The following is an 18,097-nucleotide window of genomic DNA, read 5'->3' as shown; positions in this document are numbered from 1 at the left end:
GTCACGATGCACACCAACACCGCAGCGGCTACGTCCCGGCAATTCGTGGCGCAGCCCCCGTTCTGGGGCGCCAAAGTCGCGTCGAAGACGGGGCCCCGTTGGCAAGAGAGCCCCGGTAAGTCGTACCTGATCATGGTCGCCGGGATATTGGCGTTCTCGGCCGTCCTCGGCGGCCTCTACATGGGCGTGCAATCGCTTGCCGCGGACAGCTCCGAGTGGGTCCAGGAAACCACTGGGGAGGGATTTCGATACGGATCACTGGCGTTGCTTTTTGCAGGCGTCTACGGCTGGCATTGGTGGTCTCGGCGTCGAAAGATCATCATCTCCCTCACGTCTGACGGTCTGACCGTCAGCACCCGGCCCGGCGATGTGTATTCGCTCAGCGGCGCGAAGCTGGGTACCTGGGGGCAGACCGGCGGCGTGACAATGGGCACGGCACTGCACCTGCACTGCGGCGCCAAGCGGTTCATTCTCGGCGGTCGGGATCGCCGAATTTCCAACGGAACTCGGCTCGATGCACCGGACGCGGGCTACGGCTTTCCCGTCGACATCGACGCGTGGCTGCCCGCCACGGAGTTCGAGGAGATCCTTTCGATCGTCGGCCGTTCGAGCGGTCTGGACACGCGACCGCCTCAGCCAGGCGAGCCGACTCGTTGTCTGCTGTTCCCGAACCCGTTGCTGGTTCAAGAGATTGGATCGTTCGCGGTTGGAAAACGCGGCGAATTCATGCAATCAGTCGGCAAACCACGGCTGGCCATCGAGGTCGGCCCAGACTCGATCCGAGTGATGGACCCGTATACCCATGCGGTCTTCGCTTCGGTGTTGCCTGCGCAGGTGACTGCGGCCCCGGTGACCTACCGGCCTGTGCAAAACCCGTTGGTCACCTTGGCCGGCGTACCCGTTCCAACCATCGGGAATGTCTTCAGCGATGCGATGTTCAACCACTGGTCGACGTGGCCCGGCATGACCGTGTCCATTCCCGGCATTGCACCACTGACCATCAGTTGCCGCGACTCTGTCTCGGGTTTGGACAAGCGATTTTCCTGGCCCGATGACGTACCCGCCGAACATGGGCGCGCTGACTACGAGGTTTCGGGGGCGGATTGGCTGACCTTCGTACAGACATTCGGCTTGGCCGAGCGCTTGCACACGAACGCGTGAATACGCCTGCAGGGCCCGCTAGCTCACCTCAACGACGTGAACCCGCACGCCGCTGGCTGCAATGCGTTCCAGTTGTTGGGGATCCGCGGAGGAATCGGTGACCAGATGATCAATTTGGTTGAGCGACACCATCTTTGCCAGCGTCACCTTGCCGATCTTCGATCCGTCGACGGCGACGACCACCCGTTGCGCGTTCGTCGCCATCGCAATCGCGGTGCGGGCTTCGGCCTCATCGAACGTCGTCGCACCCACTTCGGCCGACATTCCGTCGGCACCCAGGACCGCTGTCCCGACAGTGACCACCTGAAATGCGTGCTCGGACATCGGGCCGACAGCTTCCAGTGTGTTGGCCCTGACCAATCCGCCGGTCGCGATCACCTTCATGTGGGCGTCCACCGCGCAGTCGGCCGCGATCGTCAGCGAATTGGTGACGATGGTCATCTGCGGGCGGCCCTTCAACGATCGGGCAACCTCGGCGGTGGTGACTCCGCCGGTGAGCGCAACCGCCTGTGCGCCAGCGGGTATCAGCGCCGCGGCGTGCTGCGCGATGCGTCGCTTGATCGCGACCATCCGATGATCGCGCAGCCGCACCGGGATCTCACTACCGCTTGGGTCCAACGCCTTGGCGCCGCCGTGGGTCCGCACCAGCAGACCCTGTTCCTCGAGTTCGCTGAGGTCGCGGCGCAATGTCGCCGCCGATACCCCCAACTCGTCGCACAGCAGTTGCGACGCCACCTCTCCGCGGTCGCGCAGAAGTGAGAGCACCTGACGCATGCGGTCCGTGCGTTTGATCGACATTGCAGACAACTCCCAGGAGGTGACAGGAGACGCTCAGTTTTACTGATCGTTTCGCGGTCTCGTATTGCGCGCTTTGAGCGAGCTTCTCATGATCGACGAATGTTCGACACGATCTTGCACCGGGCGGTCACGTGCCTCTGGTAGCGACGGCCGACCTCGTCACCTCCGCAGCAGCGCAGCGCGCAGCAGTGCTCGCGTTCAACGTGATCACGGTCGAGCACGCAGAAGGCATCGCGCAGGGTGCCGAACGGGCGGACGTCCCCGCGCTCATGCAGATCAGCGAGAACACCGTGAAGTTTCACGGCGGCCAGATCGCGCCCCTGGTGTCGGCCTGTGCGCACATCGCACGGTGCTCGACGGCACCGTTGGCGTTGCACCTCGATCACTTTCAGGACGAAGCGCTGATCGCCGAGGCGCTCGAGACCGGCACTGAACTCGGCGTCACGTCGATCATGATCGACGCCGCGCACCTGCCTTACCAAGCCAACATCGACCAGACCCGGTCGTTCACTGTGCAGGCCCACTCATCCGGGTTGTGGGTCGAGGCGGAGTTGGGGGAGATCGGCGGCAAGGGACATGGGGCGCACACTGCGGGCGCACGAACCGATCCCGGCGAAGCTGTAGCGTTCGCCGAACAGACCGGTGTGGACGGACTGGCGGTGGCCGTGGGGAGCACGCATGCGATGACCACCCGCGATGCCAGCCTCGATATCGAACTGATCCGACAACTGGCCGCCGTCGTCGCGATTCCCCTTGTGCTGCACGGATCTTCCGGTGTTGCCGACGACCAGCTTCGACGAGCGGTCGATGCCGGGATCCGCAAGATCAACATCGGAACCGCACTCAATGTCGCCTACACCGGCGCCATCCGGGCCGGCCTTTCCAGCGAGCCACTGAAGGTGGACCCCCGCGCGTACCTCGCCGCGGGACGGCGAGCCATCGCCGACACCGTGGCGGACCTGTGCCAAACCGTAGCGCCGCGCCAAGCAGCAGGCGCCGGGCAGCGTGATGCGCGATGAGCAGGGTCGAATCGAACACGACGCTGGTCGACTGGCTCGCCGAAACCGTCCGCCAGCACAAGGCCGGCACACCGGTGGGCGTCTACTCGGTGTGCTCCGCGCATCCCACCGTGGTGGAGGCCGCCATCGCGCAAGCCGCCGCAGACGGCAGCTATGTGCTCATCGAGGCGACCTCGAATCAGGTCGACCAGTTCGGCGGCTACACCGGCCTGCGGCCCGCGGAGTTCCGCGACATGGTTCTCGGCATTGCCGATCAGAGTGGTTTCGCCCGCGACCGGGTGGTGCTCGGCGGCGATCACCTCGGTCCGAATAGGTGGCAGCGCCAAACCGCCAGTGCTGCAATGGATAACGCAGAAGACCTGATACGCGTCTACGTCGAAGCCGGGTACCGGAAGATCCACCTCGACTGCAGCATGGCGTGTGCGGACGATCCGGAGACCCTTTCGGACGAGGTCGTCGCAACCCGAACGGCGCGGCTGCTCGCTGTCGCGGAAGACACTGCCAACCGCAGCGGTTTACAGCCACCCACCTACGTGATCGGGACCGAGGTCCCGGTGCCAGGCGGTGCGCATGTAACACTCAGCCGCCTGACCCCCACACCGGCCGACCGGGCGCGGCTGACCATCGCCGCGCATCGCAACGCCTTCGCGGAAGTTGGCCTGGCACACGTGTGGTCGCGTGTCATGGCCCTCGTGGTGCAGCCGGGCGTCGAGTTCGACCATCTCAACGTCATCGACTACGAGCGCAGCGCGACCACCGAGTTGCGCCGTGTGCTCGACAGCGAGGACACCCTGGTGTTCGAGGCGCATTCCACCGACTATCAGCGACCCGAGCAGCTACGGGAACTGGTGGAGGACCACTGGGCCGTTCTCAAGGTCGGGCCCGCGTTGACGTTCGCGATGCGCGAAGCGCTGTTCGCGCTGAGCCTCATCGAGACGGAGTTGGTGCCGCGACCGTCGCGGTCCAATCTGGTCGAGGTGATCGAACGGCGGATGCTCGACGAACCCGACCACTGGCGCGGCTATTACGAAGGCGATCCGGTGACACAGCGCACGTCCCGCCGATACAGCTACAGCGACCGACTGCGCTACTACTGGGCCGACGAGCGGGTCGACGCCGCGCGCCGGACATTGCTGGCAAACCTCGACCGCACCGGTATTCCGTTGCCGCTCATCAGCCAATTTCTGCCGTGCCAGTATGAGCGCATCCGGGCGGGCGTCCTGGACCCCGTCGCACAGTCGCTGGTACTCGACCGAATACGCGACGCCTTGCGACCGTACGCACACGCGACCGCCGGAGGTGCCAATGACTAGCTCGTCTGTTCATGACCGCGACGGCCTCACCGCCCAAAACGAGGGCGGCGCAACAATTCTGGAGATCGCCCAGCAACCCGACGCATGGCGTGAGATCGCTGCGCGAGCCGACGACGGTGTCAGCTCCTTCCTGCTGGACGTAATCAACCGGCCGAACCTGCGGGTGATACTGACCGGGGCGGGCAGTTCAGCTTTCGTGGGTGAGATCGCCGCCCCTGCGCTGCGGCGTCATCTGCGCAGGCGTGTCGACGCGATCCCCACCACGGATATCGTCGCCAACCCCTCGGACTACCTGGAGCCTGAGACACCCACACTGCTGGTGTCCTTCGGCCGCTCCGGGAACAGTCCAGAGAGCTTGGCAACCACCGTTCTCGCCGACGAACTCATCACCGACGCCTGGCACCTCGTCTACACCTGTGACCGGGACGGTGAGTTGGGCCGCGCACATCGTGCACAGCCGAACTCACGGGTGGTGTACATGCCTGAACGCACGAACGACACGGGCTTCGCCATGACATCGAGCCTGACGTCGATGTTGTTGTCCTGCTTGATGATGCTGGGACCGGCCAGCCCCCAAGATGCCGAGGCACTTGCCCGCGCCGCCGAACACGTCGCCGGCCTGCAGCCCGATATCCGCGCCCTCGCCCGAGCCAAGAAGCAACGATTCGTCTACCTGGGCAGCGGACCCCTGGAGGGTCTCGCGCGTGAATCAGCGCTCAAACTGCTCGAGTTGACTGCCGGCGAGGTCGTCACATACTTCGACTCTCCGTTGGGATTCCGGCATGGACCGAAATCGGTGCTCGATGCCGACACCCACGTCGTCATCTATGTCTCGACCGACCCGTACACCCGCCGTTACGACCTGGACATCATCGCCGAGATCCGAGCGCAACTCGGACAGTCCTCCGTGACGGTCATCAGCACCGATCCGATACCGGCATCGCACGGGCCTGCCATCGTATTGCCCGGCCTCGACGGCCTCGATGACCCACGAGTGGCGCTGAGCTACTTGGTGTTCGCGCAATACCTTGCACTGTTCACTTCACTGGAATACGCCAAGACACCGGACAATCCGTTCCCGTCCGGGGAAGTCAGCCGCGTGGTGCGCGGCGTGACCATCTACCCGATGACCTCTCCTGAAACCCCGAATGGGCGGTGAGAAGACCATGGCTCGTTACCTAGGTGTCGACGGCGGCGGTTCGAAGACGGCGTTCGCGCTGATCGACGACGGCGGACATGTCCTTGCCCGCGCGACCGCGCCGACGTCGTACTACTTCAACGATGGCTTCGACGTGGTCGAACGCGTTCTCGCGCAGGGTGTTTCCGATATCTGTGGCCAACTCGGCATCGAAACCGCCGACATCGACGCGGCGTTCTTCGGTATTCCGGGATATGGCGAGGCGAGCGACGACATCGACCGACTCGATGCAACCCCTCGACATGTGCTGGGCCACGATCGTTATAGCTGCAACAACGACATGGTCTGCGGCTGGGCAGGCTCGCTGGCCTGCGAAGACGGCATCAATGTCATCAGCGGTACCGGATCGATGACTTACGGCGAACGCCAGGGCGTCGGGCACCGTGTCGGCGGCTGGGGCGAGCTGTTCGGCGACGAGGGATCGGCGTATTGGGTTGCCGCGCAGGGCCTCAACGCGTTCAGTCGGATGAGCGACGGCAGGCTCGTGCGGGGACCGCTGTACACCTTGTTCAAGGAGCACCTGCATCTGGCAGGTGATCTCGACGTGGTGAGCCTGGTCATCGACAAGTGGTCCGGCAACCGCAGTTCGATAGCCGCATTGTCGACCACCGTCTGCAAGGCGGCTTACGCCGCAGATCCTGTCGCGGTCAAGATCCTGTCCGAAGCTGCCGACGAGTTAGTCATGCTCATCGAAACCACAAGGAAACTCGTCGGATTCACCGACCAGGAGACCGTTGCGGTGTCGTACTCGGGCGGCATGTTCTCCGACCAGGGCTTCCTCGAGCGGTTCCTGAGTGTTCTCCAGCAGCAACCGGCCAAGTACGACTTGCAGCGTCCGCTGCTCGACCCGGCGGTAGGGGCAGCGTTGTACGCCGCCAAGCACAGCGGCCGGCCGTTGAATCCGAGCGCGCTGCATCAACTGACCACCAGCACAACCTGATTCGAGGTGAAGACACCGTGACCGACGCATCGACGAGCAAGGCCACCCGCAGCTGGATCTTCTACGCCGCGCTGCTGATCGTGTTCTGGGGGATCTGGGGAGCGTTCTCGGCGCTACCCGCAAACTGGTATGGCTACCCCGACCAGATGATCTACAGCATCTGGGCGCTGACGATGATCATCCCCGCGGTCTTCGTGCTGCGCGGCCAGCACTTCGACCGCAGGCCCCAAGCCACGATCTACGGGCTACTCATCGGCCTTACGGGTGCGGGCGGCCAACTGCTGTTGTTCCAGGCGCTGACCATGGGTCCGGCCTACCTCATCTTCCCGATCGTTTCGATCTCACCGGCGATCACCGTGATCATGGCGATGGTGTTGTTGCGCGAACGGATCAGCACACTGGCCTGCGTCGGCCTCGTCGCGGCATTGGCGGCCATCGTGCTGTTCAGCATCACCGGCGGGGATTCCGACCGGTCGTCGGGCCCGTGGCTGCCGCTGGCCATCTTGATCTGCGTGGCGTGGGGCGTGCAGGCCTATTTCATGCGCAAGACGGCGACGATCGGGGTCAACGACGCCACCACCTTCGGGTGGATGGCCATCAGCGCCATCCTGTTGATCCCGGTTGCGCTGATCTCGCTCGGCGGTCTTCCAACCGACTTTCCCTGGCAGGCACCGGCATTGACTGCGGCAACCCAGCTGCTCAACGCGGTCGGCGCGCTGTTTCTGGTGATGGCGCTCAGCCGCGGCAAGGCCACCATCGTCGCGCCGACCACCAACGCGCTTGCCCCGGCGCTGACCATCATCGTGTCGCTCGTCGCCTACCAGACGCTGCCCAGTCCGTATGGGGCGGTCGGCATCGTGCTGGCGCTCGTCGGCTCGACGCTGATGGTGTACAGCGACGAGAAACGCGGTGAAGCACCCACGGCGGCGGTCCTGGAACCGGCCGCTTCCGTCAAGAGTCAGCCAGGGAGCCTGACATGAAGCCGACGGTCGTCATCATCGGTGCCGGCAGCGTCGAGTTCACCCGCGAGCTACTCGGCGACATCCTGTCATTCCCGGAACTCGCATCGAGTCGCGTTGTGCTGCACGACATCGACGCGCAGCGACTGCAGACGGCGGAGGCGATCGCCCGCGCCACCGCAGTGGCGGCCGGCGCCCAACCAGAAGTGGTCGCGACGCTCGACCGGCGACGCGCGCTCGATGGCGCCGACTACGTCATCAACGTCATCCAGGTCGGCATGCATGAAGCCACCCTGCGCGACTTCGAGATACCAGCGCGCTACGGACTGCACCAGACCATCGGCGACACCATCGGCGTCGGCGGAATCTTCCGCGGGCTCAGGACTTTTCCCGTGCTCGCCGACATCGCCCGTGACATGGAACAGGTGTGTCCAGACGCGTGGCTGCTCAACTACACCAACCCGATGGCCATGAACGTCACCTTCCTGCACCACGTCGCCCCGCGATTGAAGGTCCTCGGGCTGTGTCACTCCGTGTACTGGACGATGGTGGGGCTGTGCGAGCTCATCTCCGTGCCGTACGACGAGGTGACCTACTGGTCGGCCGGAGTGAACCACCAAGCGTGGGTATTGCGGTGGGAGCGCGGCGGCCAGGATCTCTATCCGTTGCTGGATGAGCGAATTCACGACGACCCGGAACTACGCAGACGTGTGCGAGTCGACATGTACCGCCGACTCGGCTACTACCCCACAGAGACCAGCGAGCACTCCAGTGAATACGTGCCGTGGTATCTGCACCATCCGAGCGAGGTGGAGCGGCTGCGGATCAACATCGGCGAATACGTGGCCATCAGCGAGCGCAACCTCGCCGAATATGACCGCGTGCGAGCCGAATTGGTCACCGCGAACTCACTGCCGGTGGACACCACGTCCACGGAGTACGCACCGCAGGTGATCCACTCCCTTGAGACAGGCACCACGCGAGTGATCTCGGCGAACGTCGTCAACGCGGGTCTGATCACCAACCTGCCCGACGGTGTGGCCGTCGAAGTCCCCACACTGCTCGACGCGTTGGGCGCTCATCCGATGAAGGTGGGCGACCTGCCGCCGCAGTGCGCGGCACTCAACCGCAGTTTTCTCGGGCCTGTCGACCTCGCAGTGCGTGCGGCCGTCGACGGGAACCCACGTCTGGTGCGCGCGGCGGCCATGGTGGACCCGAACACCGCGGCCACGCTGAGTGCCGATCAGATCTGGCAGCTGTGCGACGAGCTCACCATCGCGCATGCGGACCTACTACCCGAGCCGCTGCGCTCATCAACAAAGGAGTGATCACCGTGATTGGACGCCGGCTGGGCCTTGCTCTGGTAGCTGTCTTGGCGCTCGTGCTCGCCGCCTGCGGCGGTGGCGGCACGTCATCCTCGGGCCCGGTCGAGATCGCCGTGTGGCACGGCTACCAGGACACCGAGGGCGACGTGTTCAAGGGGCTGATCGACCAGTACAACAAGGCGCATCCCGACGTCAAAGTCACCGAGTTGTACTCCAGCAATGACCTTGTGCTGCAAAAGGTTCTGACCGCCGTCCGGGGAAACAGTGCGCCCGACGTCGCCTACATGTTCGGCTCGTGGTCGCCCAACATCGCCAAGATCCCACAGCTGGTCAACATGTCCGACGTCGTCTCTGCACCGGATTGGAAGTGGGACGACTTCTATCCGGCCGAGCGGCAGGCGGCCACCGTGGGGGACAAGATCGTCGGCGTCCCCGCACTGGTCGACAACCTCGCGATCGTCTACAACAAGAAGCTGTTCGCCGACGCCGGCGTCGCGCCGCCGTCACCGACCTGGACGTGGGACGACTTCCGCGCCGCGGCCGCGAAGCTGACCGATCCCACCAAGGGGCAGTACGGCTGGCTCATTCCCGCCGACGGCAGCGAGGACACGGTCTGGCACTACGTTCCGATGCTCTGGGAGGCCGGCGGCGACATCCTGTCCGCCGACAACCAGCACGCGACGTTCAACTCGGAGGCGGGCGTCAAGGCGCTGACTACGCTGCAGCAGATGGCTGTCACCGACAAGTCGTTGTACCTGGACACCACCAACGAGAACGGGCCGAAGCTGATGAACAGCGGCAAGGTCGCCATGCTGGTCACCGGCCCGTGGGATCTGAGTTCCCTCAGCGACATCGACTACGGCGTGCAGGTGATGCCGACCTTCGCCGGTTCGGGCGGTGCACATCAGACGATTTCCGGACCGGACAACTGGGTGGTCTTCAACAACGGTGACAAGAAGAAGCAGGCAGCGCTCGACTTCGTGAAGTGGCTGACCGCACCGGAGCAGGTCAAGGCCTTCTCGTTGGGCACCGGCGATCTGCCGACCCGCATCTCTGTCGGCAAGGACGCCGACCTGCTGGCGAAGATGAACGAAAAGCTGCCGGGCAGTGCGACATTCGTGGAGAACCTGAACAACGTCAAGAAGGTCAGACCGCAGGTCGAGCAGTACCCCGCCATCTCAGAAGCTCTCGGTCAGGCGATCGTTTCGGTGATGCTCGGCAAGGATCAACCGGCAGCGGCGCTGAACTCCGCGGTGCAGGCCGCCGACACCGCCCTGGCCGGCAAGTAGGAGTCAGATGCCCGCATTGCTGGACCGTATCGGTCGCTCGGACAGCCTGTCGGGGTGGACGCTGGTGAGCCCCGCAGCGGTGCTCATCGGGATATTCGGCCTGCTGCCGGTGGTCATGTCGCTGGTGCTGTCGTTTCAGCACTCCGATCTGCTCACCCCGGAGACGCCGTGGGTGGGCCTCGACAATTACCGCAAGCTGGCCACCGATCCCGTCTTCGTCGAAGCGATCAAGCACACTATCGTCTACACGGCGCTGTTCGTCCCGGGCACCATGCTGGTCGGCTTGTTCGTCGCGTCGGCGATGAATCGCTCGGTTCGCTTCATCTCGGTGTACCGGACGACCGCGTACATCACGATGGCGGTGTCGACCATCTCGCAGGGCATCATCTTCTTGTGGCTGACGGATCGTGACTATGGTCTGGTCAACGCGGCGCTCAATTCCGTTGGGGTGCAGTCACAACCGTTCCTGGCATCACCGACGCAGGCGCTGTATGTGATCGTGGCGATGACCATCTGGGGCTGGACGGGTTTCTCGGTCATCGTGTATCTGGCCGCGCTGCAGGGAGTCCCGGCCGAGTTGCATGAGGCCGCAGCGATCGACGGTGCGACGGCGTTCACACGCTTTCGCACCATCACGGTGCCATTGCTGGGCCCGGCGAATCTGTTCCTCGTCGTGTGGCTGACGATCAACGCGTTGCAACTGTTCGACGAGGTGTATGCGACCACGCGTGGCGGGCCGCTGCGCGCCACCACCGTCATCGTGTATTACCTGTGGGACCGCGCCTTCGTGCAGTTCGATGCGGGCTACGCCGCGGCGATGGCCTACGCGCTGTTCGTGGTCATCCTCTTGATCACCGCAGTCCAGTTCCGTGTCGCCAGGAAGTATGCACACATCTCATGACCACGCCGCAATTGTCCACTCTCACAGCAGAACCCGAGGCCCAGGAACCGCTGGCGCCTGTCAGTGAACGGCGGTCGCGGCTGGGTTTCAGTCCGTGGCACCTGGTGCTCATTCCGCTGAGCTTCCTGCTGGTCGTCCCCCTGTTGTGGATGTTGGTCACCTCGCTGGAAACCGAGGGTGAGGCCAACCGGTTTCCGCCGGTGTTGATACCGGAGAGCCCGCGGTTCGAGAACTACTCCGAGGCATGGGCGGCCGCGCCGTTCGGCCACTTCTTTCTCAACAGCGTCATGGTGACCCTTGTGGTGCTGGTGAGCAACCTGGTCGTCTGCAGTTTGGCCGGCTACGCATTCGCCCGGATTCGATTCCTCGGTCGCGGAGCACTATTCGTCACTTTGATGGCAACCCTGATGGTGCCCTTCCAGGTCACGATGATCCCGGTGTTCCTGATCGTCAAATGGTTCGGCGACAACGTGTGGGCGGGTTTGGGGATCGACCACATCGGCGCGTTGATGTTGCCGAACCTGGCGACGGCATTCGGGATCTTCTTTCTGCGCCAATTCTTTCAGACGGTGCCCGTCGAACTCGAGGAAGCCGCCCGGGTGGACGGCACGTCGCGGCTTGGTGTGCTGTTCAAGATCGTGCTGCCGCTGTCGCTGCCTGCATTGTCGACGCTGGCAGCGTTGACGGCGCTGACATCGTGGAACGACTTCCTGTGGCCGCTGATCGTGATCACCTCACATGATCAGATGACGGTTCCGTTGGGGCTCAGCTACTTTCAGGGTGCGCATCGCGTGAAATGGCCGCTGTTGATGGCGGCCAACGTGATGAGCTTGTTGCCGATGCTGCTGGTCTTCATTGGAGCGCAGCGATACTTCGTCCAGTCGGTGGCCAATACCGGACTGAAGGGTTGAACATGACCGAAGTAGAGTTTCGTGACGTCACACGACGGTACGCCGGGGGAGTGACCGCGCTCAACGGCCTCAATCTGACTGTGGCAGAAGGCGAATTCCTGATTCTGGTTGGCCCGTCGGGCTGCGGCAAGAGCACCGCACTACGCCTGCTGGCCGGACTCGACAAGCCGACTTCGGGTGAGATCAGAATCGGCGGCGCGGTCGTCAACAACCTTGCACCGGGCGAACGCGACATCGCGATGGTGTTCCAGAACTACGCGTTGTATCCCCACATGTCGGTGTACCGCAATCTGGCATACGGTCTGCGTCAACGCCGCACGCCCCGGGCCGAGGTCGAACGAAGGGTCCGGGAAACGGCAGAACTGCTGCAGATCACCGAACTGCTCGACCGCAAGCCTGGCCAGCTGTCGGGCGGTCAGCGGCAGCGAGTGGCCATGGGGCGTGCGCTGGTGCGTAAACCGCAGGCCTTCCTGCTCGACGAGCCGCTGTCGAATCTGGATGCCAAGCTGCGCAACCAGGTTCGCGGTGATCTGAAACGGCTCCACCGTGAGGTTCCGGTGACCTCGATCTACGTCACCCATGATCAGGTCGAGGCGATGACGTTGGGTGATCGGCTCTGTGTGATGGCAGGTGGCGAAGTACAACAGATCGGGACCACCGACGACATCTACAACCGCCCCGCCAACACCTTCGTGGCCGCGTTCATGGGCAGCCCGCCGATGAACCTGATTCCGGGCGTCATCCGCTCCGGCGTCCTGCACGTCGGCGAGACGGAGGTGACCGCCGTTCCCTCGCCCGATGGCCCGGTGACCGTCGGCGTACGGCCCGAGCATCTGCAGTTGCACACCAGCTACATCGACGGCATGGTGCCTGCCCGCGTCGACTTCACCGAGCCCCTCGGCAGTCACGTCCTGGTGACGGCCCAGGTGGAGGTCGGCGGACGACGGGTGCCGGTGATCGTGAACGCTCCGGCCGGCACCGAGTTGGCCAGCGGAGTGCGAATTGGGCTCGCCCTGCCACAGGACCGGACGTACTTCTTCGACGCCGAGACCGGCGACGTGCGCCGTACCCGCGAGCACGTCTCCCTCGGCCACGCTTGAACAGGAACTTTGAGTAGGCGTCGCGACTGGCGCCGCTGAAAACTGTCCCCAACCGGGTCCCGTTGCGCCCATACCTGTGAGTGGGTGCCCGCGGCGACTGCCCACCAAGCATGTCCGCGCCGCTGACGCTTGGAGCACGACCATGACATCTCAATATCCGGCAGCAGCCGCCTACCCGCCGCGGCGGTATCGAATCGGCGCCGCCGTCTCCTGGGCGTTCTCCGTATTCAGCCAGAATGCTGTGGCGCTGATGGTCGCGACCCTGGTGTACAGCACCATCACCGTCGGTCTCTTCCTCGGACTGGACATCGCCGTCGACGCCGCCCCGCACACGAACATGGTCGACCTATCACCGCCCCGCGATGCCGCCGCCTCGATGGTCGCGTACCTCTCGACGCCGGCCAACATCGTCAGGCTGGTTGGGGCGGGCGTGATGGTCGCCGTCGGCGCGGTGATGCAGTCCGCGTACCTCTCCGGCATCCTGCGCATCGCCGACGGGTACCGCGCCCCGCTGGGGTGCTTCTTCAAACCGCGCAGAATCGGTGCAGCCGTCGGGACGCAACTTCTGGTTGCGGCGCTGATCGCCGTCGGCTTCGCGCTGTGCTGGCTGCCGGGAGTCGTGGTGAGCGTCTGGTTGGTGTTCGCGCTTGTCGCTCTGCTCGACGGTGACCTGTCGCCGCTCGATGCGCTGAGGGCCAGCCGCGCGATCTCGCGGGGCGATTTCTGGACAGCGTTGTCGGTGACGCTGACGTTCGTCGGCCTGATCCTCGTCGGCGAGGTGTTATTGGTAGTCGGGCTGCTCGTCTTCGCGCCCGTGGCGGTGTTGTTCCTGGTGTACACCTACCGCTATCTCAGTGCAGGCAGGGCTACGACGCCGTAGCCGGATCAGGTCCCGAAACCCGCCTTGCGCAACGCATCTGCCATCGACCCGCCCGCGTCTTGGGTACGTCGGCCAGAATCCTTGCCACGATTGGGGTTTGGGCGCTTGGCACGACCCTGATCGGCGCGCTTGGCCTGGCCGCGCTCCGGTGTGTCGTTCAGTCGCAGGCTCAACCCGATCCGCTGGCGCTCGACGTCAGCCGCGACCACCTTGACCCGCACCACCTGCCCCGAGCGGACCACCTCATGCGGGTCGGACACGAAGCGGTCGGCCATCGCGGAGACGTGCACCAGGCCGTCCTGATGCACGCCGACATCCACGAACGCACCGAACGCGGCGACGTTGGTGACCACGCCTTCCAGCACCATGCCCACCTTGAGGTCGGCGACCTTCTCCACACCAGCGGCGAACGTCGCCGTCGAGAACGCCGGCCGCGGATCGCGTCCCGGCTTCTCCAGTTCGGCGAGGATGTCGGTCACCGTGGGAATGCCGAATCGGTCATCGGCGAAGTCGGCAGGCCGAAGCGACCGCAGTGACCGCTCGTTGCCGATCAGCTCAGCCAGCGTCACGCCTGAGCGGTCCAGGATGCGACGGACAACCGGATACGCCTCGGGATGCACACCCGACGCATCGATCGGGTCGTCGCCGCCGCGGATCCGCAGGAAGCCTGCGCATTGCTCAAAGGCCTTGGGACCCAGGCGAGGTACCTTCAGCAGCGCCTTGCGGCTGGCGAACGGGCCGGTCTTGTCCCGATGATCGACGATCGCCTCGGCCAGGGATTCGGATACCCCGCTCACTCGCGCCAGCAGCGGGACCGACGCCGTATTCAAGTCGACGCCAACGGCGTTCACCGCGTCCTCCACGACCGCGTCCAGGCTGCGCGCCAGCGTCCCCGGCGTGATGTCGTGCTGGTACTGCCCAACGCCGATCGACTTCGGATCGATCTTCACCAGTTCGGCAAGCGGATCCTGCAGCCGCCGCGCAATCGACACCGCGCCACGCAGCGTCACGTCGAGCGTCGGCAGCTCGTGCGCCGCATACGCAGACGCCGAATACACCGAAGCGCCGGCCTCGCTGACCATCGCCTTGGCGGGCGCCTTGGCGCCCGCGGCCCTGATGTCGGCGATGAGTTCGGCGGCAAGGGCATCGGTCTCACGCGATGCGGTGCCGTTGCCGACGGCGATCAATTCGACACCGTGGCGGGCGACGAGCGCCGCCAAAGTTGCCTTGGCCGTATCCCATTGCTTCTGCGGCTGATGCGGGTAGATCGCGCAGGTGTCAAGGACCTTGCCGGTGCCGTCGACCACGGCGACCTTGACTCCCGTCCGGAAGCCGGGATCCAGGCCGAGCGTTGTCCGGTTCCCCGCGGGCGCGGCGAGCAGGAGATCCTTGAGGTTCTTGGCGAACACCGCTGCGGCCTCCTCTTCGGCGCGGCGCCGCAACCGCAGGCGGGCGTCGACCCTGCCCGAGATCATCAGCTTCGTGCGCCACGCCCACTCGACGGTGGCGGTCAGCCACGGCGTTGCGGCGGCCTTCGCCGACATGTCGATACCCAGCGTCTTGGCGATCATGGCGTGATAAATCGCTTCGTCACCACCGTCGAAGGTGAGCGCAAGCGCTTCTTCCTTCTCACCCCGCATCACGGCAAGCACGCGGTGTGACGGCATGGTCTCCAGTGATTCGCTGAATTCGAAGTAGTCGCGAAACTTCTGTGCTGCAGGGCTTTTCGCTGTCTCGGCGGACCACGGCTCGGTACGCAGCGAGCCGCCGGCCCAGAACTTCTCTCTGATGGCGCCGACGAGCTCTGCATCCTCGGCGGCACGCTCGGCGAGAATGTGACGCGCACCGTCCAGCGCTGTAGCAGCATCGGCCACGTCGTCGCCGAGAAACTCCGCGGCCGCTTTGTCAGGCACCAGCGTGGGATCGGCCAGCAGCCGGTCGGCCAACGGCTCGAGCCCCGCCTCGCGAGCGATCTGCGCCTTGGTCCTTCGCTTCGGCTTGTAGGGCAGATAGATGTCCTCGACCCGCGACTTGGTGTCGGCGGCCAGCAGGGCGGCCTTCAACTCGTCGGTCAGCTTCCCTTGCTCTTGGATCGACGCGAGCACTGCGGCTCGCCGGTCGTCGAGCTCGCGCAGGTACTGGAGTCGCTCCTCGAGGATCCGCAGCTGGCCGTCGTCAAGGCTGCCGGTCGCCTCTTTGCGGTATCGGGCGATGAACGGGACGGTCGCGCCCTCGTCAAGCAGTCGCACAGCAGCGGCGACCTGCACTTCGTCGACGGTCAATTCCGCAGCGAGACGGGCATTTACAGACTTTGCGGGTGGGCTGACAGGCACGCGATGACTCTACAGACTCGGTGCCGCGATGACTTTTGCGGGCACCGGTGGTCTGATCAGTTGCACGTCTACGACTAGGAGACTCCACGTGGTCCAACTACTCAAAGTCCAGAACTTCGCCGTCTCAAAAGACGGATTCGGCGCCGGTGAAAATCAGAGCCTCGATCGTCCGTTCGGTGACGCCAATCCGGCCCGGATGATGGCGTGGGCAGGCGCGACCGCGAGTTGGCCGAACCGCACGGACCCCGGCGGCAGCCGTGGCCTCGACGACTACTTCACTCGGGACTTCGCCAACAACATCGGCGCAGAAATCATGGGAAGCAACAAGTTCAGTCCGTTCCGCGGCCCGTGGCGTGATTACGAATGGCAGGGCTGGTGGGGCGACGAGCCCCCGTTCCATACTCCGGTGTTCGTCATGACCCACCACGAGCGTCCATCATTTACGTTGTCCGACACGACATTTCACTTCGTCAATGCCGATCCCGCGACGGTGCTGGCGAATGCGCGCGAGGCCGCACAGAGCAAGGACGTCCGTCTCGGCGGCGGCGCGACCACTATCCGCGAGTTCCTCGACGCTGACCTCATCGACACCCTGCACGTGGCGGTTTCAGACGTCGAGATCGGGGCCGGGTCGCGCCTCTGGAAATCGCCCGATGAACTGGACGATCGATTTCACCACGACGTGGTGCCCAGCCCCAGCGGGGTGACGCACCACCTGTTCTGGCGCCGATGAATCAGTGCGGGCAGCGAAGGGTCAGCAGAGTGATCTCGCTGGGCGCGAACACCCGAAACGGCGGGCCCCAGAAGCCGGTACCGCGACTGGTGTAGAGCTGGGTCCGATCGCCATGTCGGCTGAGCCCGCTCACCACCGGTTGCTCCAGTCGTACCAGGAAGTTGAACGGCCAGATCTGTCCGCCGTGGGTATGACCCGAGATCTGTAAGTCGACTCCGGCGCTAGCGGCGTGTGCGACCTGTTTGGGCTGGTGCGCCAGCAGCAGGACCGGCAGTGTGGGGTCGGCTCCGGCCAGCGCAGCCCGCAGGTCCGCGCCGTGCCCACTCACGCCGGACGCAGTCGCCGTCGCGTCGTCCACACCGGCGACCACCAAACGGTCACCGCCGCGCTCGACGACGAGGTGCCGATTGTGCAGCGCGGACCATCCGATGCGTTCCATGTAGTCGAGCCATCCCTGCGCCTCGCTGAAGTATTCGTGGTTGCCGGTGACGTACACGCGAGCCGACGATGCCTGCACCGAGGCGAGTGGGCTCGCTTGGCTTATGCGGATGTCCACTGTCCCGTCCGCGATGTCGCCCACGTGGCACACGACATCGGCGTCGAGTTCGTTTACACGGGCCACCACGGCCGCCGACCACGTGGCGCGATCGATGGGCCCGAAATGCGTGTCGGTGATGATCGCGACGCGCAGGCCGTCCAGCGCGGGGCCGAGCCGGTCGATCGCGACCTCGAGGCGCTTGACGCGCGGGACTCGCATCGCTTCGGCGTAACCCCAGAGGAGGAGCGCCACCGCGACGGTCAGGACCGCGCCTGCGACCACTCGCGAGCGCACCGGATCCTCGACTCCTCCGACCAGAAGCATCAGGCCCACCAGCTGGCCCAGCACGGACCAGGCGAACAGCACCCAGGCCACGCCGAGCAGCAAGTTCCCGAGAGCGGCAGCCCAGTCCAGATGCCGGTGGCCATGCCCGAGCATCATCAGGACCGGGATCGCGGCTGCGGCGCCGACGAAAAGCAGTGTGCCGGTCACCACTACCGCTGTCGGCCAGGCCGGACCGCCTGCCACCAGCGTCCACCAAGGCACGCCGAACAACACCAGCATGATCGCGAGCACGACCGCAGTGCGGCGCCATCTCCGCCGGGACCGCGGTGGCGGCCCGACCGATTCCACCAATTCGGCAGGGTTATCCGTCATCGTGCCTACGACGGTACTGAAGCCGGTAGCCGGGATTAGCGT

Annotated in this window: 15 protein-coding genes and 1 pseudogene; 13 read left to right on the top strand and 3 right to left on the bottom strand. The window is 64.8% G+C overall.

Annotation, left to right across the window (positions count from 1 at the left end):
* The first annotated feature begins 6 nt into the window (after nucleotides 1–6).
* Entirely contained in the window at nucleotides 7–1,161 is a 1,155-nt protein-coding gene (locus J3E61_RS09030) for a hypothetical protein (protein WP_210083318.1), read from the top strand.
* An 18-nt stretch (nucleotides 1,162–1,179) separates the two neighbouring features.
* Here the strand turns inward: J3E61_RS09030 and J3E61_RS09025 are convergent, their stop codons facing one another.
* The gene (locus J3E61_RS09025; RefSeq protein ID WP_192724876.1) at nucleotides 1,180–1,959 is read right to left on the bottom strand and encodes a DeoR family transcriptional regulator; all 780 of its coding nucleotides are present in this window, start codon (nucleotides 1,957–1,959) and stop codon (nucleotides 1,180–1,182) included.
* A gap of 131 nt (nucleotides 1,960–2,090) precedes the next feature.
* Here J3E61_RS09025 and J3E61_RS09020 point away from each other — a divergent pair, with 131 nt between their 5' ends.
* The 11 genes and pseudogenes from J3E61_RS09020 to J3E61_RS08970 all read left to right on the top strand — a co-directional run bounded on the left by J3E61_RS09020 (nucleotide 2,091) and on the right by J3E61_RS08970 (nucleotide 13,794).
* Nucleotides 2,091–2,978, top strand: a complete 888-nt coding sequence (locus J3E61_RS09020) for a class II fructose-bisphosphate aldolase (protein ID WP_210083317.1) — start codon at nucleotides 2,091–2,093, stop codon at nucleotides 2,976–2,978.
* On the top strand, nucleotides 2,975–4,291 hold the full coding sequence (locus tag J3E61_RS09015; protein WP_210083316.1) for a D-tagatose-bisphosphate aldolase, class II, non-catalytic subunit: 1,317 nt from the start codon (nucleotides 2,975–2,977) through the stop codon (nucleotides 4,289–4,291). The genes J3E61_RS09020 and J3E61_RS09015 overlap by 4 nt, the downstream gene beginning before the upstream one ends.
* On the top strand, nucleotides 4,284–5,450 hold the full coding sequence (locus J3E61_RS09010) for an SIS domain-containing protein (protein ID WP_210083315.1): 1,167 nt from the start codon (nucleotides 4,284–4,286) through the stop codon (nucleotides 5,448–5,450). The genes J3E61_RS09015 and J3E61_RS09010 overlap by 8 nt, the downstream gene beginning before the upstream one ends.
* 7 nt (nucleotides 5,451–5,457) lie before the next feature.
* Complete coding sequence (locus J3E61_RS09005) at nucleotides 5,458–6,429, top strand: N-acetylglucosamine kinase (protein ID WP_210083314.1); 972 nt, start codon at nucleotides 5,458–5,460, stop codon at nucleotides 6,427–6,429.
* A complete protein-coding gene (locus J3E61_RS09000; RefSeq protein WP_210085487.1) occupies nucleotides 6,429–7,409 on the top strand; it encodes a DMT family transporter in 981 nt (326 codons plus the stop codon). The genes J3E61_RS09005 and J3E61_RS09000 overlap by 1 nt, the downstream gene beginning before the upstream one ends.
* On the top strand, nucleotides 7,406–8,716 hold the full coding sequence (locus J3E61_RS08995; RefSeq protein WP_210083313.1) for an alpha-glucosidase/alpha-galactosidase: 1,311 nt from the start codon (nucleotides 7,406–7,408) through the stop codon (nucleotides 8,714–8,716). Before J3E61_RS09000 ends, J3E61_RS08995 begins: the two co-directional genes overlap by 4 nt.
* A 5-nt stretch (nucleotides 8,717–8,721) precedes the next feature.
* Nucleotides 8,722–10,002: an ABC transporter substrate-binding protein gene (locus J3E61_RS08990; RefSeq protein WP_210083312.1), complete on the top strand. Its 1,281-nt coding sequence runs from the start codon at nucleotides 8,722–8,724 to the stop codon at nucleotides 10,000–10,002.
* A gap of 7 nt (nucleotides 10,003–10,009) precedes the next feature.
* Nucleotides 10,010–10,903 (top strand): ABC transporter permease subunit, encoded by an 894-nt coding sequence (locus tag J3E61_RS08985; protein WP_192724869.1) that lies wholly within the window; start codon nucleotides 10,010–10,012, stop codon nucleotides 10,901–10,903.
* A 77-nt stretch (nucleotides 10,904–10,980) separates the two neighbouring features.
* Nucleotides 10,981–11,814 (top strand): annotated as a pseudogene (locus J3E61_RS08980) (carbohydrate ABC transporter permease); the annotation flags it as partial.
* A 2-nt stretch (nucleotides 11,815–11,816) separates the two neighbouring features.
* A complete protein-coding gene (gene ugpC, locus J3E61_RS08975) occupies nucleotides 11,817–12,914 on the top strand; it encodes a sn-glycerol-3-phosphate ABC transporter ATP-binding protein UgpC (protein WP_210083311.1) in 1,098 nt (365 codons plus the stop codon).
* Nucleotides 12,915–13,056: 142 nt separating this feature from the next.
* Entirely contained in the window at nucleotides 13,057–13,794 is a 738-nt protein-coding gene (locus J3E61_RS08970; RefSeq protein ID WP_210083310.1) for a hypothetical protein, read from the top strand.
* A gap of 5 nt (nucleotides 13,795–13,799) precedes the next feature.
* On the opposite strand, the gene J3E61_RS08965 is transcribed toward J3E61_RS08970, so the two are convergent.
* Nucleotides 13,800–16,127, bottom strand: coding sequence for an RNA-binding transcriptional accessory protein (locus J3E61_RS08965; RefSeq protein WP_210083309.1), 2,328 nt, complete (start codon nucleotides 16,125–16,127; stop codon nucleotides 13,800–13,802).
* A gap of 88 nt (nucleotides 16,128–16,215) precedes the next feature.
* On the opposite strand from J3E61_RS08965, the gene J3E61_RS08960 reads away from it, so the two are divergent.
* On the top strand, nucleotides 16,216–16,860 hold the full coding sequence (locus J3E61_RS08960) for a dihydrofolate reductase family protein (RefSeq protein WP_210083308.1): 645 nt from the start codon (nucleotides 16,216–16,218) through the stop codon (nucleotides 16,858–16,860).
* Nucleotide 16,861: 1 nt separating this feature from the next.
* Here J3E61_RS08960 and J3E61_RS08955 read toward each other — a convergent pair whose 3' ends face one another.
* Nucleotides 16,862–18,055, bottom strand: a complete 1,194-nt coding sequence (locus J3E61_RS08955; protein WP_210083307.1) for a metallophosphoesterase — start codon at nucleotides 18,053–18,055, stop codon at nucleotides 16,862–16,864.
* Nucleotides 18,056–18,097: the final 42 nt, after the last annotated feature.

Source organism: Mycobacterium sp. OAE908 (genome assembly GCF_017872775.1).
Classification (GTDB): domain Bacteria; phylum Actinomycetota; class Actinomycetes; order Mycobacteriales; family Mycobacteriaceae; genus Mycobacterium.
Note: the sequence above shows the minus strand (reverse complement) of the source record. Positions and strands in the feature narration are given on the sequence as shown.